25 protein-coding genes are annotated in these 23797 nt (G+C 67.7%); 6 read left to right on the top strand and 19 right to left on the bottom strand.

All coding sequences use genetic code 11. From position 1 onward, the window contains the following. The 4 genes from ACT54R_RS15120 to ACT54R_RS15105 all read right to left on the bottom strand — a co-directional run bounded on the left by ACT54R_RS15120 (position 1) and on the right by ACT54R_RS15105 (position 3006). Positions 1-210, bottom strand: coding sequence for a DUF2158 domain-containing protein (locus ACT54R_RS15120; protein ID WP_168456348.1), 210 nt, complete (start codon positions 208-210; stop codon positions 1-3). 72 nt (positions 211-282) lie between these two features. After that, positions 283-1221, bottom strand: a complete 939-nt coding sequence (gene hemF, locus ACT54R_RS15115) for an oxygen-dependent coproporphyrinogen oxidase (protein ID WP_476327578.1) — start codon at positions 1219-1221, stop codon at positions 283-285. A gap of 66 nt (positions 1222-1287) precedes the next feature. Next, positions 1288-1752, bottom strand: a complete 465-nt coding sequence (locus ACT54R_RS15110; RefSeq protein WP_476327576.1) for a tRNA (cytidine(34)-2'-O)-methyltransferase — start codon at positions 1750-1752, stop codon at positions 1288-1290. A 42-nt stretch (positions 1753-1794) separates the two neighbouring features. Continuing rightward, complete coding sequence (locus ACT54R_RS15105; RefSeq protein ID WP_476327574.1) at positions 1795-3006, bottom strand: beta-1,3-glucanase family protein; 1212 nt, start codon at positions 3004-3006, stop codon at positions 1795-1797. A gap of 463 nt (positions 3007-3469) precedes the next feature. Here ACT54R_RS15105 and petA point away from each other — a divergent pair, with 463 nt between their 5' ends. The 4 genes from petA (at position 3470) to ACT54R_RS15085 (ending at position 6901) form a co-directional block, all read left to right on the top strand. Next, complete coding sequence (petA, locus tag ACT54R_RS15100; RefSeq protein ID WP_168456352.1) at positions 3470-3997, top strand: ubiquinol-cytochrome c reductase iron-sulfur subunit; 528 nt, start codon at positions 3470-3472, stop codon at positions 3995-3997. Between the two features lie 37 nt (positions 3998-4034). Then, positions 4035-5309: a cytochrome b gene (locus ACT54R_RS15095; protein WP_476327572.1), complete on the top strand. Its 1275-nt coding sequence runs from the start codon at positions 4035-4037 to the stop codon at positions 5307-5309. A gap of 20 nt (positions 5310-5329) precedes the next feature. Next, positions 5330-6175 (top strand): cytochrome c1, encoded by an 846-nt coding sequence (locus tag ACT54R_RS15090; RefSeq protein WP_168456354.1) that lies wholly within the window; start codon positions 5330-5332, stop codon positions 6173-6175. A gap of 189 nt (positions 6176-6364) precedes the next feature. Next, positions 6365-6901, top strand: coding sequence for an adenine phosphoribosyltransferase (locus ACT54R_RS15085; RefSeq protein WP_476327570.1), 537 nt, complete (start codon positions 6365-6367; stop codon positions 6899-6901). Between the two features lie 23 nt (positions 6902-6924). Here ACT54R_RS15085 and radC read toward each other — a convergent pair whose 3' ends face one another. Beyond that, complete coding sequence (gene radC / locus ACT54R_RS15080) at positions 6925-7629, bottom strand: RadC family protein (RefSeq protein ID WP_476327568.1); 705 nt, start codon at positions 7627-7629, stop codon at positions 6925-6927. A gap of 9 nt (positions 7630-7638) precedes the next feature. After that, complete coding sequence (gene map / locus ACT54R_RS15075; protein WP_168456357.1) at positions 7639-8466, bottom strand: type I methionyl aminopeptidase; 828 nt, start codon at positions 8464-8466, stop codon at positions 7639-7641. 197 nt (positions 8467-8663) lie between these two features. On the opposite strand from map, the gene mutL reads away from it, so the two are divergent. Next, a complete protein-coding gene (mutL, locus tag ACT54R_RS15070) occupies positions 8664-10511 on the top strand; it encodes a DNA mismatch repair endonuclease MutL (RefSeq protein WP_476327566.1) in 1848 nt (615 codons plus the stop codon). A gap of 35 nt (positions 10512-10546) precedes the next feature. Here mutL and ACT54R_RS15065 read toward each other — a convergent pair whose 3' ends face one another. The 9 genes from ACT54R_RS15065 to ruvB form a co-directional block, all read right to left on the bottom strand. Then, on the bottom strand, positions 10547-11335 hold the full coding sequence (locus ACT54R_RS15065; protein ID WP_476327564.1) for an inositol monophosphatase family protein: 789 nt from the start codon (positions 11333-11335) through the stop codon (positions 10547-10549). 151 nt (positions 11336-11486) lie between these two features. After that, positions 11487-12779, bottom strand: a complete 1293-nt coding sequence (gene tolB / locus ACT54R_RS15060; RefSeq protein WP_168457007.1) for a Tol-Pal system beta propeller repeat protein TolB — start codon at positions 12777-12779, stop codon at positions 11487-11489. A gap of 190 nt (positions 12780-12969) precedes the next feature. Then, the gene (locus ACT54R_RS15055; protein WP_476327562.1) at positions 12970-13914 is read right to left on the bottom strand and encodes a hypothetical protein; all 945 of its coding nucleotides are present in this window, start codon (positions 13912-13914) and stop codon (positions 12970-12972) included. Between the two features lie 12 nt (positions 13915-13926). Then, the gene (tolR, locus tag ACT54R_RS15050) at positions 13927-14385 is read right to left on the bottom strand and encodes a protein TolR (protein ID WP_029557868.1); all 459 of its coding nucleotides are present in this window, start codon (positions 14383-14385) and stop codon (positions 13927-13929) included. 3 nt (positions 14386-14388) lie between these two features. Next, positions 14389-15192: a protein TolQ gene (gene tolQ / locus ACT54R_RS15045; protein WP_476327560.1), complete on the bottom strand. Its 804-nt coding sequence runs from the start codon at positions 15190-15192 to the stop codon at positions 14389-14391. 292 nt (positions 15193-15484) lie between these two features. After that, entirely contained in the window at positions 15485-15994 is a 510-nt protein-coding gene (gene ybgC, locus ACT54R_RS15040) for a tol-pal system-associated acyl-CoA thioesterase (protein ID WP_029557870.1), read from the bottom strand. Positions 15995-16127: 133 nt separating this feature from the next. After that, positions 16128-16535 (bottom strand): DUF2852 domain-containing protein, encoded by a 408-nt coding sequence (locus ACT54R_RS15035; protein WP_476327558.1) that lies wholly within the window; start codon positions 16533-16535, stop codon positions 16128-16130. A gap of 83 nt (positions 16536-16618) precedes the next feature. Then, positions 16619-17251, bottom strand: a complete 633-nt coding sequence (locus ACT54R_RS15030) for a TetR/AcrR family transcriptional regulator (RefSeq protein ID WP_168456362.1) — start codon at positions 17249-17251, stop codon at positions 16619-16621. A gap of 45 nt (positions 17252-17296) precedes the next feature. After that, entirely contained in the window at positions 17297-18328 is a 1032-nt protein-coding gene (gene ruvB, locus ACT54R_RS15025) for a Holliday junction branch migration DNA helicase RuvB (protein WP_029557872.1), read from the bottom strand. A 168-nt stretch (positions 18329-18496) separates the two neighbouring features. Here ruvB and ACT54R_RS15020 point away from each other — a divergent pair, with 168 nt between their 5' ends. Further along, positions 18497-19027, top strand: a complete 531-nt coding sequence (locus ACT54R_RS15020; protein ID WP_476329192.1) for a flavin reductase family protein — start codon at positions 18497-18499, stop codon at positions 19025-19027. Positions 19028-19033: 6 nt separating this feature from the next. Here the strand turns inward: ACT54R_RS15020 and ruvA are convergent, their stop codons facing one another. The 4 genes from ruvA to ACT54R_RS15000 all read right to left on the bottom strand — a co-directional run bounded on the left by ruvA (position 19034) and on the right by ACT54R_RS15000 (position 23261). Beyond that, a complete protein-coding gene (ruvA, locus tag ACT54R_RS15015) occupies positions 19034-19654 on the bottom strand; it encodes a Holliday junction branch migration protein RuvA (protein ID WP_476327556.1) in 621 nt (206 codons plus the stop codon). A 10-nt stretch (positions 19655-19664) separates the two neighbouring features. Beyond that, positions 19665-20096, bottom strand: a complete 432-nt coding sequence (locus ACT54R_RS15010) for an anthrone oxygenase family protein (protein WP_374250242.1) — start codon at positions 20094-20096, stop codon at positions 19665-19667. Between the two features lie 30 nt (positions 20097-20126). Further along, the gene (gene ruvC, locus ACT54R_RS15005; RefSeq protein WP_476327554.1) at positions 20127-20636 is read right to left on the bottom strand and encodes a crossover junction endodeoxyribonuclease RuvC; all 510 of its coding nucleotides are present in this window, start codon (positions 20634-20636) and stop codon (positions 20127-20129) included. Positions 20637-20702: 66 nt separating this feature from the next. After that, on the bottom strand, positions 20703-23261 hold the full coding sequence (locus tag ACT54R_RS15000) for a tetratricopeptide repeat protein (protein WP_476327552.1): 2559 nt from the start codon (positions 23259-23261) through the stop codon (positions 20703-20705). Between the last annotated feature and the right edge of the window lie 536 nt (positions 23262-23797).

Raw genomic sequence — 23797 nt, 5'->3', positions numbered from 1 at the left:
TCAGTCCTCTTCGTCTTCTTCCTCGTCCTCTTCCTCGAAATCGGCGATTTCGAGCTTCTCCACCGCGACGGCGGGCAGGGTTTCCCTACGGAACTCGCTCACGTCCTCAGCGAACCACACCACCGAGATTTCCGTCTCGGAGGCGGTGACGACGGTGAGGGCGGGGCTGCCGGACTTGAGCTGAACGATGTCTCCGGGGGCGAACGCCATGGCTGTGTCTCCGGGCCGGCCGTGAATGGGCCGGCGCAGCAGCAGCCATAATGGGCCTTCATGACGGCCCGATCACGGCCACTTCACCACCGGCGGCATGGAGGAGAGGATCGAATCCACATTGCCGCCCGTCCGGAGGCCGAAGATGGTGCCCCGGTCGTACAGCAAGTTGAATTCCACATAGCGCCCGCGGCGCACCAGCTGCTCCTCGCGGTCCTCCTGCGTCCACGGCGTCGACATGTTGGCGCGCACGAGGCGGGGATAGACGTCGAGGAAGGCGAGGCCCACGTCGCGGGTGAAGGCCAGATCGTCCTCCCAGCGGCCGGTGCCGGCCGCGGCCGAGTCGAGATAGTCGTAGAAGATGCCACCGATGCCGCGCATCTCATTGCGATGCTTGAGGAAGAAATAGTCGTCGCACCACGCCTTGTAGCGCGGATAGTCCGCCACCTTGTGGGCGGTGCAGGCCGCTTCCATCGCCTTGTGAAAGGCGATGGTGTCCGCGTCTTCCTGCGTCCGCCGCCGTGACAGAACCGGGGTCAGGTCCGCGCCGCCGCCGAACCAAGCCTTGGTGGTGACGACGAAGCGCGTGTTCATGTGAACGGCCGGCACGTGGGGGTTCGCCATGTGGGCGATGAGCGAGATGCCCGAGGCCCAGAATCGCGGGTCCTCGGCGGCCCCGGGAATCTGGGCGCGGAACTCGGGGGCGAACTCGCCGAACACCGTGGACGTATGCACCCCCACTTTCTCGAACAGACGCCCGCGCATGAGCGCCATGGTGCCGCCCCCGCCCGGCGCTCCGGTATGGTCGGTGCGCGCCCAGGGTGTACGGACGAAGCGGGCGGCGGAGGGGCCGTAAAGTGCAGGATCGGCCTCATTTTCCAGCGTCTCGAAGGCGGCGATGATGCGGCCCTGCAAGTCCTCGAACCAGGCGCGCGCCTCGGCACGGCGGGCGTCGAGCGCCGCGGTGCCGGACCCGGAGGCGGCGGAAGCGGGGGGCACGGGATTTTCCATGGGCGTTCCGCCTTCGGTGTTCTGTCGTGGCGGCGCTTCTATCGCCTCCCTGAGGCGGAAGAAAGCTCAGGCGGGCAGGCCGCCGGTCTGCCGCAGGGCTTCGGCGAGGACGATGCCGGCGCTGACCGCCACATTGAGCGAACGCACGCCCGGCCGCATGGGAATGCGCACGCGCGCATCCGCCGCGGCATGCACGTCCGGCGGCACGCCGGCGGATTCGCGGCCGAACAGGATCACGTCGTCGCTCTGGAAGGAGAAGCCGAACAGCGGCTCGGCGCCGGCGGTGGTGAGGAGCACGAGGCGGCAGCCTTCGGCGCGCCGGCTCTCATCGAAGGCGGCGAACGAGGCGTGCCGTCGCCAGACCACCTGGTCGATATAGTCCATCCCCGCCCGGCGAAACCCGGCATCCCCCACCGGGAAGCCAGCCGGCTCGATGATATGCACCTCCGCCCCGAGGCAGGCGCCGGTGCGCAGGATGGCACCGGCATTCTGCGCGATGTCCGGGCAGTAAAGGGCGATGCGCAGGGTCAAGGCGAAGCTCCGGCGGGGACGCCGCCGGAGCGGGTCTTAAGGTCAGTTGCTGCAGGTCATCTTGTTCCACGTCGAGCTGAGCGGGAACAGGGTGAGCGTCAGCTTCGTCGGAGCGGGGACGGAGTTGTAGCTGCTCTGCTCGCACACATCGTCATACGGGAAGGTATAGGCCTTGCCGTTGATCGACGCGGAATGGATGGTCTGGGAATAGAGGTTCTGGGGCAGGCCCTGATACGGCTTCACCGAGCAGTTGGAGATGCTGTTGGTGCTGTTGATGAAGGTCGAGCGGAGGAACGCCGCCTGCATCCACCTCTGCAGGCTGGGCACGGGCCCCTTGTCGCCGCTTTTATAGGAAGGGCCATTCCCCCAGAGGTCCTTGGACGTCGGCTTGTTGAAGGTCGTACCATTGGTGCTCCCCTTCGGCGTCAGCGAGATCGTGGTGGCGGAGGTCGTTCCAATGTACGGGGTCGTGACGCTCCCGATCTGGTTGTTCAGGGTGAAGCTCTTCCCGGCCTTGGAATAGGTGGTGAGGACCAGATTGATGTAGCTGTCCCAATAATTGGTGGGAAATTTGTACCCGGACTCCATCCCGTGATTGGGGCTGAGGACCTGGGTCGGGCGCCCCTTGCCATCCGTGATGAGCAGCGTGCTCCAGGGCGCCGTCGCGACAAGCGTCTTGACGACCGTTTGCGACGAGTTGGAGTCCGTGAAGCCGGCCGTCACCGTCTGCGACGCATTCTGCAGGACCATCTTCATGGGGATGCCCAGAGAGTCCACCTGCGTCGTATTGACGTTGAAGTTGTTGTCAGGGCCCCAGGTGTATTCGGCGAAGTCGATCACCGAAGTGTGGTTCTTGCTCGACGGGCTCCAGGGCGCCGGCGAATTGGGCGCAAGGGGGCCGGTGCCGCCACCTGTCGGGGTGACCGTGAGATAGGATGGCTGGCAGAAGGAAATATAGATACGCCCGGAATTCAGGCGCGGAACGTTGAACGTATATGTGCTTGTCGACGCAGTATTGAAGCCATAGTCGGTCGGCGTGTTGTTCTGCGTGTTCAGCGGCTTGGTCTTTCCGGTCGCGTCGCTGACAAGATAGGACGTCACGTTGGACGGGTCCTGGCCATAGACCGTGATGTACATCTTGCCGGTGATGCCGGTGTTGTTGACGATCGTAACCGGGACGGTCTGGGCATGGGCGGCCCCCGCCGCGCCGATGCCGGCCACTGCCGCGAGGCAGGCCAGAACGCGTTTTGCCATCGAGTATCTCCCCCAGGTCGATGTTGTGCGTGCGGCACACTCCCTTTCGCGGTCCGGGCGGGTGGGGCCGACGCGGGCGGGACGAGGCAGAATGCGCCAAAAGAAAGCACTGCAAAGCTAGCGATCAGAGGAAGGTAGTGCAATGCTTGATCTTAACCATAAGTCGGTGGCTGGACCGCCGGAATTCGCACGCGCGGCCGTAGAGCACCTCGGTCATGCCCCTGACGGGTCAGGTCTCCAGCCTGACGTTGCGCAACGACACGGATCTGTCGCAGTGCAGGACCGCGTGCCGCATCGCCATGATCTGGACAAGATGGGGCTAGGGTGCAATTAGAGGCGCTTGAAATTGGCGGCGCGCATGTCCATGCGGCCGCGCTGTTGCGTGCGGCCTGTAGCCGGCGGTTTCTGAGGCCGGCGGCTAGGGTTCGTGCATCGGGACGACAACATTATCGGGGACTGCGCCGTGGCACATACGGAGACGTCGGACACGACGACGCGTCGGGACTTCCTCTACATCGCAACCGGTGCCGTTGGCGCCGTCGGTGCCGCCGCCATGGCGTGGCCCTTCATCTCCCAGCTTCAGCCCGACGCGTCCGTGCTCGCGCTGTCCACCACCGAGGTGGACCTTTCCCCCATCGCCGAAGGCCAGATCGTCACGGTGCAGTGGCGTGGCAAGCCGATCTTCATCTCCCACCGCACCCCGGCGGAGATCAAGGCGGCCGTGGACACCCCCCTGTCCGACCTCAAGGATCCGCAGCCCGATTCGGCGCGTGTGAAGGCCGGCAAGGACCAGTGGCTGGTGGTGATCGGCATCTGCACGCACCTCGGCTGCGTGCCGCTCGGCCACCAGGGCCAGTACAACGGCTGGTTCTGCCCCTGCCACGGCTCGGTGTACGACACCTCCGGCCGCATCCGGCAGGGACCGGCACCGCTCAATCTCGAATTGCCGCCCTACGCCTTCACCACCGACACCAAGATCGTGATCGGCTGACGCGCGCATCGTCGCCGCTTTCAAAAAGGTTGGACTCATGGAAGGACATTCCACCTACCAGCCCAAGGGGAAGGTCGCGCAGTGGTTCGAGAGCCGCTTGCCGATCGTTGGGCTGATCCATTCCTCGGCCATCGCCTATCCGGTGCCGAAGAATCTGAATTACATGTGGACCTTCGGCGCGATCCTGAGCTTCATGCTCGTCTGCCAGATCGTCTCCGGCGTCGTGCTGGCCATGCACTATGTGGCTTACGCTCCGGTCTCGTTCGCCCGCGTCGAGCACATCATGCGCGACGTGAACTACGGCTGGCTGATCCGCTACATCCACGCCAACGGCGCCTCGATGTTCTTCATCGCGGTCTACATCCACATCTTCCGCGGCATGTACTACGGGTCCTACAAGGCCCCCCGCGAAGTGCTGTGGATCCTCGGCGTCATCATCTACCTCCTCATGATGGCGACCGCCTTCATGGGCTACGTGCTCCCCTGGGGCCAGATGTCGTTCTGGGGCGCGACCGTCATCACCAACCTGTTCTCGGCCATCCCCTGGGTCGGCACCACGATCGTGGAGTGGCTGTGGGGCGGATATTCGGTGGGTGATCCCACACTGAACCGCTTCTTCTCGCTGCACTATCTCCTGCCGTTCATGATTGCCGGCGTGGTCGGTCTCCACATCTGGGCGCTCCACCACGTGGGCCAGAACAACCCGGACGGCGTGGACATCAAGAACGTGTCGAAGGACTCGGTGCCCTTCACCCCCTACGCGACGATCAAGGACATCTTCGCGATGGTGGTGTTCCTGATCTTCTTCTCCTGGTTCATCTTCTACATCCCGAACTACCTCGGCCACTCGGACAACTACATCCCGGCCAACCCGCTCTCCACGCCGGCGCATATCGTGCCTGAATGGTACTTCCTGCCCTTCTACGCGATCCTGCGGTCTATCCCGGACAAGCTCGGCGGCGTGCTCGCCATGTTCGCGGCGATCGCGGTGCTGGCCTTCCTGCCCTGGCTCGACACCTCCAAGGTGCGCTCGGCCAAGTATCGTCCGCTTTTCCGCCAGTTCTTCTGGGTGTTCGCGGTGGTTGCCGTCCTCCTCGGCTATATGGGCTCCCAGCCCGCCGAGGGTGGCGCGCTCGTCGTCTCGCGCATCCTGACGGCCTACTATTTCATCCACTTCCTCGTCATCCTGCCGCTGCTCGGCCTGTTCGAGCGCCCCAAGCCCGTGCCGGCGTCCATCGCGGATGCCGTGCTCGCGAAGTCCAAGGGCGGAGCGGTGGTGGTCGCCGGGGCGGCCGGTCCCGAGACCAAGTGATCGGCGCGGAGAGAACAGCAATGACCATTCGTAGCTCTCTCTTCGGTGCCGTCGCGGCGGCCCTGCTGATGACGCTGGGCGCCACCGGCGCCCAGGCCGAGAATGCCCACGCCCAGCCGCGTCCGCATCGCATGTCGTGGTCCTTCGCCGGCCCGTTCGGCATGTATGACCAGGGCCAGCTGCAGCGCGGCTTCAAGGTGTTCAAGGAAGTCTGCGCCGCGTGCCACTCGGCCAACTACCTGTACTTCCGCAACCTCGCCCAGGAGGGCGGCCCGCACTTCACCGAGGCGCAGGCCAAGCAGGTGGCGAGCGAGTACCAGATCACCGACGGACCGAACGACTCCGGCGACATGTTCCAGCGTCCCGGGCGCCTGTCCGATCATTGGCCGGCGCCGTTCCCGAACGACAACGCCGCCCGCGCCGCGAACGGCGGCGCCCTGCCGCCGGACTTCTCGGTGCTGGCCAAGGCCCGCTCCTACCACGTCGGTTTCCCGGGCTTCATCACCGATGCCTTCATTCAGTACCAGGAGCACGGCGTGGACTACATCCACGCGCTGCTCACCGGCTACGAAGAGGCGCCGGCCGGCGTTCATGTGCAGCCGGGCCTGAACTACAACGAGTATTTCCCCGGCAACCAGATCGCCATGCCGAAGCCCCTCAGCGACGGCCAGGTGGAATACACCGATGGCTCGCCGCAGACGGTGGACCAGTATTCCCAGGATGTGGCGGCCTTCATGATGTGGGTGGCTGAGCCGCACCTCGACCAGCGCAAGCGCATCGGCTTCCAGGTCATGATCTTCCTGATCGTGCTTGGCGGCCTGCTGTACTTCACCAAGAAGAAGGTCTGGTCGAACGTCGCGCACTGAACCGCGCGCGTCGGCACGATCTCCTGATCGAACGATCAAGGGCCCCGAGAGGGGCCCTTTTTCGTGCCGGCCCCTGGTTCGTGCCAGCCCCTGGCGATCACGACTGCGCGGCATCCGCGCTTTCAGCTGCCACGCCGCTTTCCCCCGCACCGATGGCGCCTTAGCTTCTCCGCCAAACCGGAGCCTGTCATGACCCCTGCCGATTTCGCCGCGTCCATCCGTACGATCGAGAACTATCCGAAGCCCGGCATCCTGTTCCGCGACATCACCACCCTATTGGGAGACGCCCGCGCCTTCCGCCGGGCGGTGGACGAGCTGGTGCAGCCCTGGGCGGGTGCGAAGATCGACAAGGTGGCCGGCATCGAGGCCCGCGGCTTCATCCTCGGCGGCGCGGTGGCGCATCAGCTCTCGGCCGGCTTCGTACCCATCCGCAAGAAGGGCAAGCTGCCCCACCAGACCGTCCGCATGGCCTACGCCCTCGAATATGGCGAGGACGAGATCGAGATGCACGTGGACGCCATCGACCCAGGCCAGCGGGTGCTGCTGGTCGACGACCTGATCGCCACAGGCGGCACCGCTACCGGCGCGGTGAAGCTGCTTCAGACCTGCGGTGCCGTGGTCGAGGCCGCCTGCTTCATCGTCGACCTGCCGGATCTCGGCGGCGCCGAGAAGCTGCGGGGGCTGGGCGTCGCGGTGCGCACGCTGGTGGCCTTCGAGGGGCACTGATCCGATCCATGGATCCGGCTGCCTCAGATCAGCCGCAGGCCCTTGAGGCTCGCGTGTCCGTCCTTGCCGACGATGATGTGGTCGTGCACCTCGATGCCGAGGGGCTTGGCCACATCGATGATGCGCCGGGTCATGTCGATGTCGGCGCGCGAGGGGGTGGGGTCGCCCGAAGGGTGATTGTGGCAGAGGATGAGGGCGGAGGCGGAGACCTCCAGCGCCCGCTTCACCACCTCGCGGGGATAGACGGGTGCGTGGTCCACGGTGCCAGTCTGCAGCACCTCGTCGGCGATCAGCTGGTTGCGCTTGTCGAGGAACAGCACCCGCACCTGCTCGCGGTCGGCATAGGCCATGGCCGTGCGGCAATAGTCGATCACCGCGCTCCAGGATGAGAGCGCCGGGCGCCGCTTCACCTGCCCCTTGGCGAGGCGCTGGGCCGCGGCCTCCACCACCTTCAGCTCGGTGATTATGGCGTCCTTCACGCCGGGCACCTCGGCCAGCAGCTGCACCGGCGCGGCGACCACCTCCGCGAACGAGCCGAAGCGGTCCACGAGGGCTTTCGCGAGGGGCTTCACGTCCCGTCGCGGCACGGCGCGGAACAGCACCAGCTCCAGAAGCTCATAGTCCGCCAGCGCCTGCGCGCCGGCGGAGCGGAAACGCGCGCGAAGCCGGTCGCGATGCCCATGGAAGTGGGGCGCCTCGTTCAGGCCGTCTTCCGGCGCTTCGGCCATCCGGCTCCCTCAGGCGGTGACGTAAGGCGGCTTGTGATAGCCCTTGGGGCTCAGGGTGAAGATCTCGACGCCGGTCTCCGTCACGCCCACCGCGTGCTCGAACTGGGCCGAGAGGGAACGGTCCCGCGTCACCGCGGTCCAGCCGTCGGAGAGGACCTTCACATGCGGGCGGCCGAGGTTGATCATCGGCTCCACGGTGAAGATCATGCCCGGCACCAGCTTCGGCCCCTCGCCGCGCCGGCCCACGTGCACGATGTTGGGCTCGTCGTGGAACACCTGGCCCACGCCGTGGCCGCAGAAGTCGCGCACCACGCTCATGTGCTGCGGCTCCACGAACTCCTGGATGGCCGCGCCGATGTCGCCCACATGGGCGCCGGGACGGATGGCGCGGATGCCGCGCATCATCGATTCATAGGTCACGTCCAAAAGCCGCTCCGCCCGGCGCGGGATGGCACCCACGGGGAACATGCGGCTCGAATCGCCGTACCAGCCATCCAGCACCAGCGTCACGTCTACGTTCACGATGTCGCCGTCGCGCAGCGGCCGGGCGTTGGGCATGCCGTGGCACACCACGTGGTTCACCGAAGTGCAGACCGAATAGCGGTAGCCGCGGTACATGAGGGTGGCGGGATAGGCGCCATGGTCCATGGCGAAGTCGAAGATGAGCTGGTCGATGGCGGTGGTCGTCACCCCCGGCCCGATCATTTCCGCTACGGCATCGAGCGCCTGGGCGGTCAGCGCGCCGGCCCGCCGCATGCCCTCGAAGCCTGCCGGCCCGTAGAGCTTGATGTGGCCGGTCTTGCGCAGCGGCGCATTGGCCGCCTCAACATAGTTCATGACACTGCCTTCGGGGACGGCGCGCGGAGCCGTCCCAATCTCTGAATTCAAACTACACAATTAGTCCTTGCCGGCGTCAAAGCAAGCTCGACCGTGGGGCGCGCCCTTCGGAAGCGTGCCCTTGGGCCGGTTTGCGGGCATTTCGCGCGGCTGGCGCCAGCCGGTAAGATCGGCCCATCCGAATCGTGATGAGTGCCATGTCCATCCGCCGCCTACCGCCCGTGCTCATCGACCGCATTGCCGCCGGCGAGGTGGTGGAGCGGCCGGCTGCCGTGGTGAAGGAACTGGTGGAGAACGCGCTCGATGCCGGGGCGCGCAGCATCGAGGTGGTGATCCAGGGCGGCGGACGTCGGCTCGTGCGCGTCTCGGACGACGGCTCGGGCATGGGGCCGGACGATCTCGCCTTGTGCGTGGAGCGCCACGCCACCTCCAAGCTGTCCGGCGAGGACCTGCTGGCCATCGCCACCCTCGGCTTTCGGGGGGAGGCCCTGCCGTCCATCGGCGCCGTGGCCCACCTCTCCATCGCAAGCCGCCCGCCGGGGGCTGCCCATGCCTTCGAGGTGCGGGTGGATGGCGGTGTGGTGACGCCGCCCCGTCCGGCGGCCTTGGGTGGGGGCACGCGGGTGGAGGTGCGCGACCTCTTCTATGCGACGCCCGCCCGTCTCAAGTTCCTGAAGTCGGATCGCGCAGAGGGCGCGGCCGCTGCGGACGTGGTGCGGCGCCTAGCGCTGGCGCGACCGGACGTCGCCTTCACACTTGCCACCGATGAGCGCGCGCCGGTCACTTTCCCCGCTCGCCCGGACGACGAGGCTGGTCGTGCGCAGCGGCTCGCGGACGTGCTGGGCGCCGATGCGGGGCGCAATGTCATCGCCGTATCCGGCCTGCGCGAAGGCGTGCGGCTCAATGGCCTCGCCGGCCTGCCGACCTTCTCCAAGGCCAATTCGCTGAGCCAGTATCTGTTCGTCAACGGCCGCCCGGTGCGCGACAAGTTGCTCATGGGCGCGGTGCGCGCGGCCTATGCGGACCTCCTGCCGTCCGATCGCTACCCGGTGCTGGCGCTGTTCTTCACCCTTGATCCGCGCGACGTGGACGTGAACGTCCATCCCGCCAAGACCGAGGTGCGCTTCCGCGACGGCGGCAACGTGCGGGCCCTCATCGTGCGGACCCTCTCCGATGCGCTGGCCGCCCGCATCCCCTCCACCGCCGCCAGCATGGCGGACCGCCTCGTGGCGTTGGCGCAGACGCCCAGCCTTCCCTCCCGCGCCGCTTCCGGCCTTGCAGAGCCCGAGCGCGGCGGGGCCTTCGCCGGCTTCCGTCCGGCGCCGCGGCTCGATTACGACTGGCGGCAATCGCCGGCCCGGCCCGAGGCCTTCCGATCCAGCGAGGAGCAGGTGCGCCTCGAGATCGCCGAGCCTTCGGCCGATGCGCGGGCCGATGCTGCGCCCGTCTCGGCGGTCGATCTCGACCGGCCGCTGGGAGCAGCCCGCGCGCAGTTGCACGAGACTTATATCGTCGCCCAGACCCGCGAGGGGCTCGTCCTCATCGACCAGCACGCGGCCCATGAGCGCCTGGTCTACGAGAAGCTCAAGGCGGCCATGGAGCGCGATGGCGTGGCGCGGCAGGGGCTGCTGATTCCGGCCGTGGTGGACCTCGACCCGGCCGACGCCGACCGCCTCACCGAGCGCGCGGCCGACCTCGCCGCTCTGGGGCTGGTGCTGGAACCCTTCGGACCCGGCGCGGTGCTGGTGCGCGAGGTGCCGGCCCTGCTGAAGGACGCGGACGTGACCCGCCTCGTTACCGACCTCGCCGAGCATGCCGCCGAGTGGGACGATGCGCTGCCGCTGGAACGGCGCCTGCTGCACGTCGCCGCCACCATGGCCTGCCACGGCTCGGTGCGGGCCGGGCGTCGCCTCAGGGTCGAGGAGATGAACGCGCTGCTGCGGGAGATGGAGCAGACGCCCAATGCGGGCGAGTGCAACCACGGCCGGCCGACCTTCGTCACGCTCTCGCTGAAGGACGTGGAGAAGCTGTTCGCGCGGCGGTAGGGCCAGAAGGGAGCGGGCAGGAACCCGCGCGCGCCTCAGGCCTTCTTCAGCAGCTTCTGCAGGTCGCGGCGGATCAGTTCGTTGCCGGCGACGATGTGGCCGTTGTCCAGCATCTTGTCGTTGTCGTCCATGTCCGAGACATAGCCGCCCGCTTCGCGCACCAGGATGATGCCCGCCGCCATGTCCCACGGCGACAGGTTGCGCTCCCAGAAGGCGTCAAAGCGGCCGGCCGCGGTCCAGGCGAGATCGATGGCGGCGGAGCCGGTGCGGCGGATGCCCGAGACCTGCGGCTGTACGAGTTCAAGTTCGCGGTTGAACTGGGCGTGGTCGCCCCGGCCCATGTGGGGCACACCGCAGCACACAACGCACTCGGCGAGCTTGCGCCGCGCGGCGACGCGGATGCGCCGCTCGTTCAGATAGGCGCCCTGACCGCTCTCGGCCACGTAAAGCTCGTCACTCACTGGATTGTAGATCACGCCCGCCACCGGCACGCCGTTGCGCACCAGCGCCAGCGAGATGGAGAAGATCGGGATGCCGTGCAGGAAATTGGTTGTGCCGTCGAGGGGGTCCACCACCCAGGTGTTGGCCGGATCCGATCCTTCGACCGCGCCGCGCTCCTCCATCAGGAAGCCGTAGTTCGGCCGGGCGCGGGACAGTTCAGCGAAGAGGGTGTCCTCAGCCTTGCGGTCGGCGGCGGACACGAAGTCTCCGGGACCCTTCATGGAGACCTGAAGCTGCTCCACCTCGCCGAAATCGCGGGCGAGCGTGCGCCCGGCCTTGCGGACGGCCTGGACCATGACGGTGATGAGGGGCGAGCGGATCATGAAAAACCTGACGTGAGGCCGAAAGCCGGCGCGCCCGGCGCCGGGGCAGCGGGCAGGGAAAGCGATTGAACCTGCGTTTGCCCGCCTTGGCTGCCCCCGTCAAGGCGCGTTCGGCCGCGCCCCGACAGAAACCGGAGGTAGCTAGTTAAGCTCAGGAACGCAGCGGCGACCAGGCCGGGTCCGAGCCGTAGCTCGGGGTGGGCAGGCGCTGCTCATTGTAGCCAGTCACGTCCACGGTATAGAGCGAGGGGCCGGAGGCGCCGCCCGGATCGCGGAAGAACATGAGCACGCGGCCGTTGGGGCAGAAGGTCGGCCCTTCGTTGTGATAACCCTCTGTCAGCACACGCTCACCGGAGCCGTCGGTGCGCATGACGCCGATGGCGAAGCGGCCTTCCGCCTGCCGGGTGTAGGCGATCCAGTCGCCCTTCGGAGACCAGACCGGCGTCGAATAGCGGGCGTTTCCGAAAGAGATGCGCTTGGCGCCGGAGCCGTCCGCGTTCATCACATAGATCTGCGAGGTACCGCCACGGTCGCTCTCGAAGCAGATCTGCCGCCCGTCCGGCGAATAGCAGGGGGCGGTATCAATGGCCGCCGTGTCGGTGAGGCGGGTGGTGGCGCGCGAGCGCAGGTCCATGACGAAGATGTTCGAGTTGCCGCCCTGCTGGAGGCTCATGATGACCTTCTGGCCATCCGGCGCGAAACGCGGCGCGAAGCTCATGCCGGGGAAGTTGCCGACGATTTCCCGCTGGCCGGTCTCAATGTTGAGCAGGAACACCCGGGGATCACCCTGCCCGTAGGACATGTAGGTGATTTCCTGGCTGGTGGGCGAGAAGCGCGGGGTCAGAACCAGGCTGTCGCCGCGCGTGAGGTAGCTCACGTTGGCGCCGTCCTGGTCCATGATGGCGAGGCGCTTGATGCGGCGTTCCTTCGGCCCGCTCTCGTCCACGAAGACGATGCGGGTGTCGAAATAGCCCTTCTCGCCGGTCATCTTCTCATAGATGGCGTCGGCGACGATGTGGGCGATGCGACGCCAGTTCTCCGGCTGGGCCACGAACTGCTGGGCGGCGAGCTGCTGGCCGGCGAACACATCCCACAGGCGGAACACCACCTGCACCCGTCCGTCCGCCTGCCGCGTGACGCGGCCGGTGAGCAGGGCCTGGGCGTTGATGACACGCCAGTCCTGGAAGCGGGGCGTATCGGGATTGGTGATCTGCTCGACGAACGCCTTCGGATCGATGGGCGCGAACAGGCCGCAGCGGCGCAGATCCGAGGTGATGACGCCGGAGATGTTGCGCCCCAGCTCCGGCTCGCCGAGCAGGTCGGTGATGGCGATGGGAATAGGCTTGAAGGCACCGGGGGTGATTTCGATGCGCGCCGCCTGCGCATGGGCCGGGCCGAATCCGGCGTGCAGCATCCCGGCGGCACCGGCGGCCATTCCCGTCATCAGGAAGGCGCGGCGGCCAAGGCCTCCAGCAAGGCCGCGCGCGATCCCACCGTCGGCCGGGGAGGGGCCGGCGTGAACGTCATCATGTGGGCGCTGGGAGACTTCCGGGCGTCCGGACCGCGTCATTTTATCCTCGTTCTCTTGGGGCCGGGCGGCGCCGCCTGCCGGCGAACCGGGGGCGCCGGCCCTGCTATTGGCTGAACATCTTGTCGCTGAGGGTGATGCCGAGGGTCTTCCACTGGGCATATTTCTCAGGCCGGAACATCTTGTAGGGCTGGCACTGGGTGATGGCGCGCACGCCGATGCTCGCCACGTTCTGGAAGGTGGGGTTCGAGGCGCCGGACTGCCCCGGAACCACCCGCGGAGCCGCCGAGAGCGTGCCGTCCTGGTTGAAATAGATATCCACGTCCACCAGCGTCGGCGCGTTCAGGTTGCCGGGAATCTCGGTCCAGCAATCGCGCAGCCGGCGCTTGAAGGCGTCGATCTCGCTCACGCTCAGCGTCGCGGCCTGCCCGCTCGGCACGCCGATGGAGGAGGTGTTCGATATCTCGCCCGCGCTCGCCACCTGGCGGGTGGGCGTGCGCTTGTCGATGAGCTGCTTGATCTGGTCGGTGTTGAAGTCGCGCGTCGGCGTGTTGGCCTCGATGGGCTTCGGCTGTTCGCGCGGCGGCGCAGGCTTCTTCGGCGGCAGCGGCGGGGCGGCCTCCGCCTTCGCCTGATCCTGCGGCTGCTCCTGCTTCTTAGGCTCGGACTTGAGGGCGACCTCCGCCGTCTCCTTGGGCGGCGGCGCCGGCTCAGCCTTCTGCTGCGTCGGCTGCTCCGCCTTCTGGGGTGGCGGCGGCGGGGGCGGCGGGGGAGGGGTGGTGGCCTCCACCGGCGGCTTCTCGGAGGCCTTGAGCTTGGGGTCTTCCACCGGCGTGGGCGGAGCGACCTTCTCGGCCACCTGCTTGGGCTTTTCGGTCTTCTGGCCGCTGGTGAGGCCGCGGGTGAGCTTGGTGTAGTCGGAGGCCGAGATCACATCCACCGGCACCGTCTCGGTCATCGGGTCAAGCGTCTTCACCCCGGAGAAGGACACCAGGGTCAAAGCGAGCACGCCCACATGGAGCGCCGTCGATGCCGCGAGGCTGCTGCGCATGGGATTGATGGTTCAGCCCCCCTGCTCAACTTCGGTGACCAGTGCCACCTTCTTGAAACCCGCCCCCGAAAGGCGGCCCATGACCCTCATGATCTGTCCGTAATTGGCGTTCTTGTCGCCGCGCACGAAGATGCGCTCTTCAAAGCCGCCGCGCGCCTGCGTCACCGCTTGCAACTTCGAGACCAGATCTTCGTACTTGATCTCGCTGTCGCCGAGATAGATCTGGCCGTTGGGCCGCACCGAGAGGGTGATCGGCTCCTTGTTGTCCTGGTTCACCGCGCTCGCCTGCGTCTGCGGCAGGTCGATGGGCACGCCCACCGTCAGCAGCGGCGCCGCCACCATGAAGATGATGAGTAGCACCAGCATGACGTCCACCATGGGCGTCACGTTGATTTCGGCCATGACCGGGGCGGCGCGCCGGCGCGAGCGCCGGCTCTGCCATCCTGCCGCCCCTCCGCCTGACATGCCCATGGTTCAGCCCCGCTCGTCGATCTGGCGCGAGAGGATGGCGGAGAACTCGTCCGCGAAACCCTCCAGCCGCTGGGCCTGACGCCCGGTCTGGGAGATGAACTTGTTGTAGAAAATCGTCGCGGGGATGGCGGCAATGAGGCCCATCGCGGTCGCGAACAACGCCTCCGCAATGCCCGGCGCCACCACGGCGAGCGAGGTGTTCTTGGACGCGGCGATGGACTGGAACGAGGTCATGATACCCCAGACCGTGCCGAACAGCCCGACGAACGGGCCGGCCGAGCCGACGGTGGCCAGCACCAGCAAACCCGTCTCCAGCCGCTCCACCTCGCGGGCGATGGTGACGTTCATCACCTTGTCGATGCGCTGGTTGAGGCCGGCGAGGGAGCGGGCGCCGCCCTCGTAGGTGCGTTTCCATTCGCGCATGGCGGCGACGAAGATGGCTGCCATGCCGTGGTTGGAGCGCCCGGCCAAGGTCCGGTAGAGGTCTTCGAGGCTCTGGCCCGACCAGAACACCTGCTCGAAGCGGTCCATCTCGCGCTTGTTGCGCGAGAACAGCATCCATTTGTTGATGATGATCGCCCAGACCCAGACCGAGGAGACGATCAGGCCGATCATCACCAGCTTGACCACGATGTGGGCTTGAAGGAACAGGCCGAGGAAGGAGAAGTCGGCCGGCGGGGGTACCGCAGCGCCGATCGGATCCTGGGCGAGCGCGGGCAGGGTACCGAGCAGAAGAAGGCCCGCCGCCGTGGCGATCGCCGGCGTCAGGCGGGAAACGGTGCCGGTGCGGCTCGTCACATCAATCATCCTCGGCTCCGCGGCGCTCATTGAGGCAACCGCTTCTGCGCTCGGGAGGGGTGTGCCCGCCCGGAGCATCCGGCTCCCGCTTCGGCTTGAAGCCGCGCGGGTTTCGAGCACCGGACGTCGCATTCAAAGTTCGCCGGCCCTTTGAACGGGCGAAACTGTCCAAACTTTGACGGGCGTGCCGGTCTGCGCTGCGGTGCGAAAGCGCCGCAGCCGGATGAAGCTGTGCATGAACACGCTTAATGCTGCGTTAGCGCAGGGCCGTGGCGGTACGAAAGTCGCGTCTTCCCAAGCGTCAGCGGCGAATTTCGCCGAGCGCCTCCGCCTCGCGGGCGTCGGCGAGGGTCGCCTGCCGCAGGGAATCGGGGATGCGCTTGGCGCGGCCCTCGGAGACGAAGGCCACCCGCACGGTGGCGGACACCAGCAGCTCGTCGCCGCGCTTCACCTGCTGCAGCAGAGTGATAGAGGCGCCCGCCACATCCTTGGAGAGGGTCACGATCTGGAGCACGTCGTCGATGCGCGCGGGCTTCAGGAAGTCGATCTGCATGGCGCGCACGACGAAGTGGAAGCCGGGGGCTTCCTCGGCGGCCTGGGCGAACAGTTCGCCCTGCACCACGCCCAGGAGCCGCATGTAGTCGGAGCGGCCGCGCTCCATGAAGCGCAGGTAGTTGGCGTGATAGACGATGCCGGAGAAATCCGTGTCCTCGTAGTAGACGCGGACGTCCAGCGCATGGCCGCCGGGAATGAGGCGGCCCGCGAGGTGGAGGTTCTTGTCGGACGGGGAGGGGGTCGGACGCTCGATCATGGCGCCCTCCCATAAACGAGACCGCGCCCCTTGTGAACAAAGGGCGCGGTTCGGCCGGCACGGAACCTGGGGGGCGTTGGCAACCGTACCGACAGTCCCGCCGGCATCATCCGCCGGCGTCCGTCAGCGGCGGTCAGCCGTTGTTGGACGTGTCGGGCTGCGGCTCGTCGGCGCGGTGGCGGCGCTCGGCCATGAACTGGTCGAACTCGGCCTTGTCCTTGGCCTGGCGCAGGCGGTCGAGGAAGTCGCGGAACTCGTTCTGCTCCTCCTCGAGGCGGCGCAGCGTGTCCTGGCGATATTCATCGAACGCGCGGTTGCCGCTGGAGGGGGCGGAGCGGGTCCAGCATCCGAAACCCTTCATCTTGTCTCCTCCCTGTTCCTGCCAGCGGGCGAAGCTGCGCTTGCCGCATCCGAACCGTCCGCTGCCGATGGCGAAGGCGAGGATGGCGAGGCCCAACGGCCACCAGGCCATGAAGCCCAGTACCGTGAGCGCGATCCACGCCGGTTTACCGTAGCTGTCGAGCTTGTAAGCGAGCTCCATGGCTGTCGTTCCCGGTTAATGTAAATAACATTCACATAGATAGGGGTGAGCCGTTCTTTTGTCAATGGCACGCCCGCGGCGCCTTACGCGTCGGGCGCGCCGAGGCCCTTCAGATAGACAAGGAATCCGGCCTCAAGAAGGTCGTCCGGGTCCATGGGCAGCTTGCGCCGGCCGCCGTCCGCGCGGCCAAACAGCGAGGCGATGCCATGGGCGAGGGACCAGGTGTGCAGCGCCACCATCAGCGCCGGCGGGCGGCCGGGCCCGGGAATGTGAGAGACCAGAACTTCGGCGGCCTCGCGCAGGGCCCCGAAGGCCTTGTCGCCGGCCTGCTTCAAACCCTCGTGACGGTCGGGGGAGAGGCCGGATTCAAACATCGCCACATACTCCGCCGGGCGGCTTCGGGCGAAGGCGAGATAGGCGCGGCCGACCCGCTCGAACGCTTCCGAAGCCTTGGGGCGCCCGCCCTGCCACGCCGCCTGCAAAGTCTCGGTCAGCCGCTCGAACCCTGCGGTGGCAACGGCTGCGAGCAATTCGTCCCGGTCGCGAAAATGGCGGTAAGGGGCGGCGGGGCTCACCCCCGCGCGGCGGGCTGCCTCGGCGAAAGTGAAGCCGGCGACGCCCTTCTCCGCCACGAGGTCGAGCGCGGCCTGCATCAGGGCTTCCCGCAGGTTGCCATGATGGTAGGAGCGCGTTTCGCCGTTCCGGGTCCAGCTCATGTCAATGTGCTTTACATTCCGCGCGGGCCGCCGTCGACTCGTTCGTCAATCGCCTTCGTCGAAGAGCGGCATTTGCTTGACGGAGGGCGGCTCCGCAAGCCCGAGATGCCGGAAGGCGGCACCGGTCAGCATCCGCCCGCGTGGCGTGCGCTGGATGAAACCCTGCTGCACCAGGAAGGGCTCGACGATCTCCTCGATGGCGTCGCGCGGCTCGGACAGAGCGGCGGCGAGCGTATCCACGCCCACCGGCCCGCCGCCGTAGAACTCGGCGATTACCGTCAGATAGCGCCGGTCCATGGCGTCGAGGCCGGCGGCATCCACTTCCAAGGCGAGTAGGGCGCGGTCGGCGATCTTGCGGTCGATCCGCTCCGCCTCCGCCACCAGCGCGAAATCGCGGACCCGCCGCAGTAGCCGGCCGGCGATGCGCGGAGTGCCGCGCGCGCGGCGGGCGATCTCGGTGGCGCCGTCGGGGGCGATGGCGATGCCCATCACCCGCGCCCCGCGCACCACGATCTTCTCCAGCTCTTCCACCGTGTAGAACTGGAGGCGCACGGGAATGCCGAAGCGGTCGCGCAGCGGCGTTGTCAGCAGGCCGGAGCGGGTGGTGGCGCCCACCAGCGTGAACTTCGGCAGCGAGATCTTCACCGAACGGGCGGCCGGCCCCTCGCCGATCACGAGGTCGAGCTCGTAATCCTCCATGGCCGGATAGAGGATCTCCTCCACGGCGGGGGAGAGGCGGTGAATCTCGTCGATGAAGAGCACGTCGCGCTCTTCGAGATTGGTGAGAATGGCGGCAAGATCGCCCGCCTTGGCGATCACCGGGCCGGAGGTGGAGCGGAATCCGACCCCCATCTCCCGCGACATGATCTGCGCCAGCGTGGTCTTGCCGAGGCCGGGCGGCCCCACGAACAGCACGTGGTCCAGCGCCTCGCCGCGCGCCCGCGCCGCCTTGATGAAGATTTCCAGATTGGCGCGCGCCTGCGCCTGGCCCACGAACTCCGACAGGAGCTGCGGGCGCAGGGTGGAATCGGCGGCATCATCGCCGCGCTTTTCGCCCGAGAGGAGGCGGGTGTTCATGACGAGAGCCTTGCGCGCCTCGGGACCAGCGACTCGCGCGACTGTAGTGCCTGCCGGCCGGGTACGGAAGGGGAACGGACGCGCCGCGCGTGATCTGGATTAATGCGGCCGCATGTCGTGTGTGAAAGCCTGCCAGTTCCAGCTCAGGAGGTCGCCATGGGCCGTGCCATGAAGGAGCTTCCGCTCGCGGAGGTCTACAAGCTGATCGAGCCGGGGCCGGTGGTCCTGCTCACGACGGCGGCGCGGGGGCGGGCCAACGTCATGGCCATGTCCTGGCACATGATGGTGGAATTCACCCCGCCGCTCATCGCCTGCGTCGTCTCGTCCGCCGACTTCAGCTTCAGGGCGCTGCGCGCCACCAAGGAATGCGTCATCGCCATTCCCGCCGTGGACCTCGCGGAGAAGGTGGTGGCCGTGGGCAATTGCTCCGGCGAGGAAATGGACAAGTTCGCCGCCGTCGGGCTCACGCCCGTTGCGGCGGCGCTGGTTCAGGCGCCCCTGGTGGCGGAATGCTTCGCCAATCTGGAATGCCGTGTGGTCGAGACGCGGCTCGTGAACCGCTTCAATCTCTTCGTCCTGGAAGTGGTGAAGGCGTGGCGCGATGGGGCGCAGAAGGCCCCGCGCACCGTTCACCATCGCGGCTACGGCACCTTCACCGTGGATGGCGAAGAACTGAAGATCGCCTCGCGGATGCCCTGAGCCGCGCTATTTGGCCAGTTCCTTGAGCCCGAGGCGGATCAGAGTCTCCGTCTTGGCATCCTCTCCGGCCGATCGCAGGGCGGCGGCAATTGCCGTGTTGGCCTGGGGCGCGCCATAGCCGAGATTGACCAGGGCCGACACCGCATCCGCTGCCGCACCGCCGGCGACTGGGGCCGCCGCCGGGGCGCCGCCGATGTCGGCGAGGGAAACGGAGCCCGCGCCGAAGCCTGGCATCTTGTCCTTCAGCTCGGTCACGATGCGCGTGGCGACGCGAGGCCCGACGCCCGGGGCGCGCGCGACGGTCGTCTTGTCACCCAGCGCGATGGCCTGCGTCAGTTCGGACGCGCTGAGCGTGGAGAGCACTGCCAGCGCGGTCTTGGTGCCGATGCCCTGCACACCCTGCAGCAGGCGGAACCAGTCCCGCTCCGCCGCCGAGGCGAAGCCGAAGAGGCGGATCGCGTCCTCCCGCACATGGGTCTCGATGAACAGCGCCGCCGCCTCGCCGGTCCGTGGCAAAGCGGAGAGCGTGCGGCCGGAGCAGTGGACGAGGTAGCCCACGCCGTGCACGTCGATGATGGCGTGGTCCTCGCCGAGTTCGTCCACCACACCCTTGAGCTTCCCGATCATGTGCGACCCTTCAGCCCGTGGCTGCGGTGAAAAAGACGAAGGTGGCGAGGGCGCCGAGACCGGTTCGGACCATGTGCAACTGGCCCCAGTTGGCGATGAGCCGGCGCGTGTGCGGCCCGGCCTCTTCTTCCCGCGCGCCCATGAGCGCCCGGTTGGTGGGCATGATGCCGACCAAAGTGAACGGCCAGTTGGCGAGCATCAGCACCGCGCCGCCGAGCCAGCGCCAATCGTTGTCCGTGGCAAACGCGGCGGCCCCCAGAAGGGCACCGGCCAGGGCCAGCGTTGCCTGCATGGCGAAGCCGCGCCGATAGGCCGGCTTCCATTGGGCGAGCGCCGCACCGTCCGGTAGCATGAGCCGCGCCGGCTGCTCCACCGCATTGATATAGAAGGCGGCGCCGGTGAAGACGGCCGCCGTCACGAGCGCCAGCTGTCCATAGATCATGGCGAACATCCCCCGAGGTCGCCGGGGAGTTTACAGCGCCGCGCGCGCACGCGCAGCCGCGCCACGATGATGCGCATGGGTAATGGCGATGGCGAGGGCGTCGGCGGCATCGTCGGTCTCGGGTGTCGCCTTGGGCAGTAGGATGCCGATCATCATCCGCACCTGAGCCTTTTCCGCCCGGCCCGCGCCCACCACGCTCTTCTTCACCAGCAGCGGCGCGTATTCGGCGACTGGAAGACCCATCTGCGCCGGGGCGAGCATTACCACGCCGCGCGCCTGGCCGAGCTTCAGGGTCGATGACGGGTTCATGTTCACGAACGTCTCCTCCACCGCCGCCTCGGCCGGGGCGAAGCGCAGGAGTACGTCCACTAGACCCCGATGCAGAAAGGCCAGCCGCTCGGCCATCTCACCCGTCTCGGGCGGAAGGATGGTCCCGCAGGCGACGAAGGAGAGCCGCGAGCCGAGGACGTCGATGACGCCCCAGCCCGTGCGGCGCAGGCCGGGATCAAGGCCGAGGATGCGAATCGCGTTCAGGTCCATGGGGGGAAGGTGCGCCAGCGGGCGGACCGGGGAAAGGGGAGGCCGGGAACCGGCATCCCCTCAGCCTCAGCGCGTGGTGCCGGAGGAGCTTGCGACCCGCGTGCCGGCCTTGGCGGCCGCCTCGGACTTGGCCGGGGCGGCGCTTGCCACCACGTCCGGGGCCTGCTCCTGCCATTCCGGCTTGATGGTCACGACGTTGGCGGCGGCAACCGGCGTCGCGGGAACGAAAGCGGCGGAGGCCTGCTGGGCCTTGGCCAGCACGGCGGGATCGGCGTCTCGGCTCAGGATGTCGCGCTTGCGGGCGCTGTCCTCGTCGCCCTGGCGAGCGGCGAGGTCGAGCCACTTCCAGGCTTCCGTTGCGTCGGCGCTTACGCCGAGGCCGCGGGCATAGATCACACCGAGATTGTACTGGCTGTCGCGATGGCCGAGGTCGGCGGCGGTGCGGAACCACTTGAGTGCGCCGGACCAGTCCGGCTTTCCGTTGAGGCCCGGCAGGGTGCCTTCGGACAGCAGCATGGCGAGCGCGTGCATGGCGCGCACGTTCCCCTGTTCGGCGGCCCAGGTATAGAAGCGACGTGCCTCGCCCATGTCCTTGCCGGCCGACTCATAGAGTGCGCCGAGCCTCAGCGCGGCGGGGGCGGACCCGCGCTGCACCGCATAGCCGAGCCACTTGGTGGCGGCATCGAGATCGACGTCGGTGCCGCGGCCTTCCGCATAGCGGCCGGCCACGAGGAAGGCGGCGGCGGGATCGCCGTCGCGGGCGGCGGTCTGCAAGGCGGACGGGCCAATGGCCGGCGGCAGCTCGGTCGGCGTCACGCCGGCAACGGCGGGCGCGGCGAGCCGGCGCAGGGTTTGCGTCAGGCTGGTCAAAAGCTCAGGGCCGTTGCGCACGGCCATGCCGACGCTGAGACCGGTGAAGACGGTGGTCGCCCCGGCAATCAGCGCCACCATGGCAATGTGACGGCGCCGTGCGAACAGGCTGGCCAGGATTCCCGGCGCATGAGGGCGGCGCTCGCGAACCTTCTCCGGCTTGCGGGCGCGCTTCTCCACGCGCGGGCGCTCCTCGTTGGCGTCGGCTCCCACGGCGGGCGGTGTGCCCCAGTCGACACGGCGGTTGGTGCGTGGCCAGGGAACCTCGCTCGCTGCGGCGCGCAGGGCGCTATCGAGCGGATCGGCATCGGCGACGTCCGCCGGTGCACGAGGCTGCGGCTGGGGAGCCGCGTGGTGCTCCGGCTCCTGATGGGCGGCGTGCTGGCGGGGAGCTTCCTCATAATGAGGTTCCTCCGGATAGGCGGCCTGCGGGTAGGGGGCTTCCTGGTACGCCTCTTCCTGGTACTCGCCGGCCTGCGCCGGAGCGGCCCGAGGGGCGCGCGGTGCGTAGGTGCCGTCACCGTCCTGTGCAAGGGCCACGGAGATGCTGTCGAGCTGCTGCTCAAGCTCGCTCACGTAGAAATCGCCGGCCCGACGCTCCATTTCGTCCTGGCGGGCTTCGAGGGCGGCGAGGCCGCGCTTCAGCCCGAGGACGGCGGCGCCATCCGGGTTGTCCGAGACCTTGGCGGCCACCGCCGCGGCGGCCTCGCCGGCAACCGAGCGGGTATCCTCGCGGACGTTGCGGACTTCCTCGCTGAGGCGGCGGAGACCCGTTTCGATGTCGTCGAGCCGATCGAGCCGATCATGGGCCTGGCGCAACTGCTCCGACAGGCCGGACAGGTGGCGTTCCATGGCGTCGACGAGAGGGCTCGCCGACCGGCCGCTCTCTTCCGCCGCGGCGAGCCGCGCCGCAAGCGCGCCGAGCCGCTGGGAGATTTCGAGGCCGAGGGCGGGCGAAATGCTTGTCGCCTGATCGGCGATCTGGCCCGACATCCGATCGAGGCGGGCATGAACGCCATTGAGAGAATCAAGAAGGGAGGCGCGCAAGTGCTCGGTCGCTTCTGCGTCCCCCGCACGGCCGCGGGCCTGGACCTCCGCGATGCGCCGGAGCAGGGCATCGGCATTGCGCTCGAAATCGCCGGCCGCCTCGGTGAGGCGACGCGCGGCCTGCTCGCCTGCTAGGGCAACTTCCCCTGCGCAGGCGCCGAGACGCTGGGCGAGCTGCGCCATGGCATCCTGCCCCGGCCCACCGGTGACGAGGCGATGCACCAGTTCGCGCATTTCGCTCATCTGGCTCTGCAGCCGGGCGACCTCCACCGGGTCCACGGCCCGGGCGCCCAGAAGGTCGATCTTTCGGCCGAGGGCGTCGATGCCCGATTCGACCACCTTGAACCGCTCGCCGACCCGCTCGTTCCGGCTCACATGGTCGAGGCTGTCGCGGATGGATGCCAGCTCGTCGAGGATGAACTGGTCCGATCCGTCCCGGGTCGCTCCCGCTTCGCGCAGGTCGTCGACCCGTCGGGACAGAAGGGTGATGGCGCGGTCCATCTCGGTGACCGCCCGCTTCGGAGCCGCCGTCGCCAGACGCTCGCGCAGAACGCCGATTTCCCCGCGCAGGGCTTCGATCGCCGAAGCGGGAAGATCGAACACGTCCCAGGCGGGGACGTCCGTCTGATCGGCCTGCGCATAAGTCTCGAAGCCTAGGTGGGCTTCGGAGCCTGTGCGCGTCCGGGCCGTGCGCTCAAAACGCTCCATTCCGGCCTCCCGCGGGGCGAACGGACGACCTTGAGGTGTCAAAGTACCATGCCCCGATTCGGTGATGTCCTCAGCACAGAATTTGGGATCAAGGTAAATCGCCGGTTAATCATCGCCGCTGCGGTGCGGGAGCGCTGAATGGGAGGGAACGCCGGGCCGAGGCGATCGCCGAACGGCGCGAATCACGGTTGCCCTCTGCCGGGACTGACGCCGGCGGGTCCCTTCCCGGTCACGTAGCCCTCCCTAACGTGCCCCGAACATCTGCTTCACCCTCCGCTGCGGCAACCTCGCGAAGCCTGGCCTTGGCCATTATCGAAATCGCATGCTTCTCATAACCATCTGATTTTATGAGCTTGTAACTGTTACTTTCCCCTACGGTATCCCTCGGAACCTCCCCATGCCGCCAGCACAACGGTAGGCATAGTGGCGCAGCGGCACCTCCGGTCGGGTCTGGTCATATCCGGCCCGCCCGAGACAGCCGGTTCCGCCCTGGGGAAGCGCACTTGGTGCGTTGGGGGGCGCTGCACTCACGACAG

It is taken from the genome of Xanthobacter sp. DMC47 (genome assembly GCF_056313845.1).
This window is presented reverse-complemented; position numbering and strand designations above follow the sequence as displayed.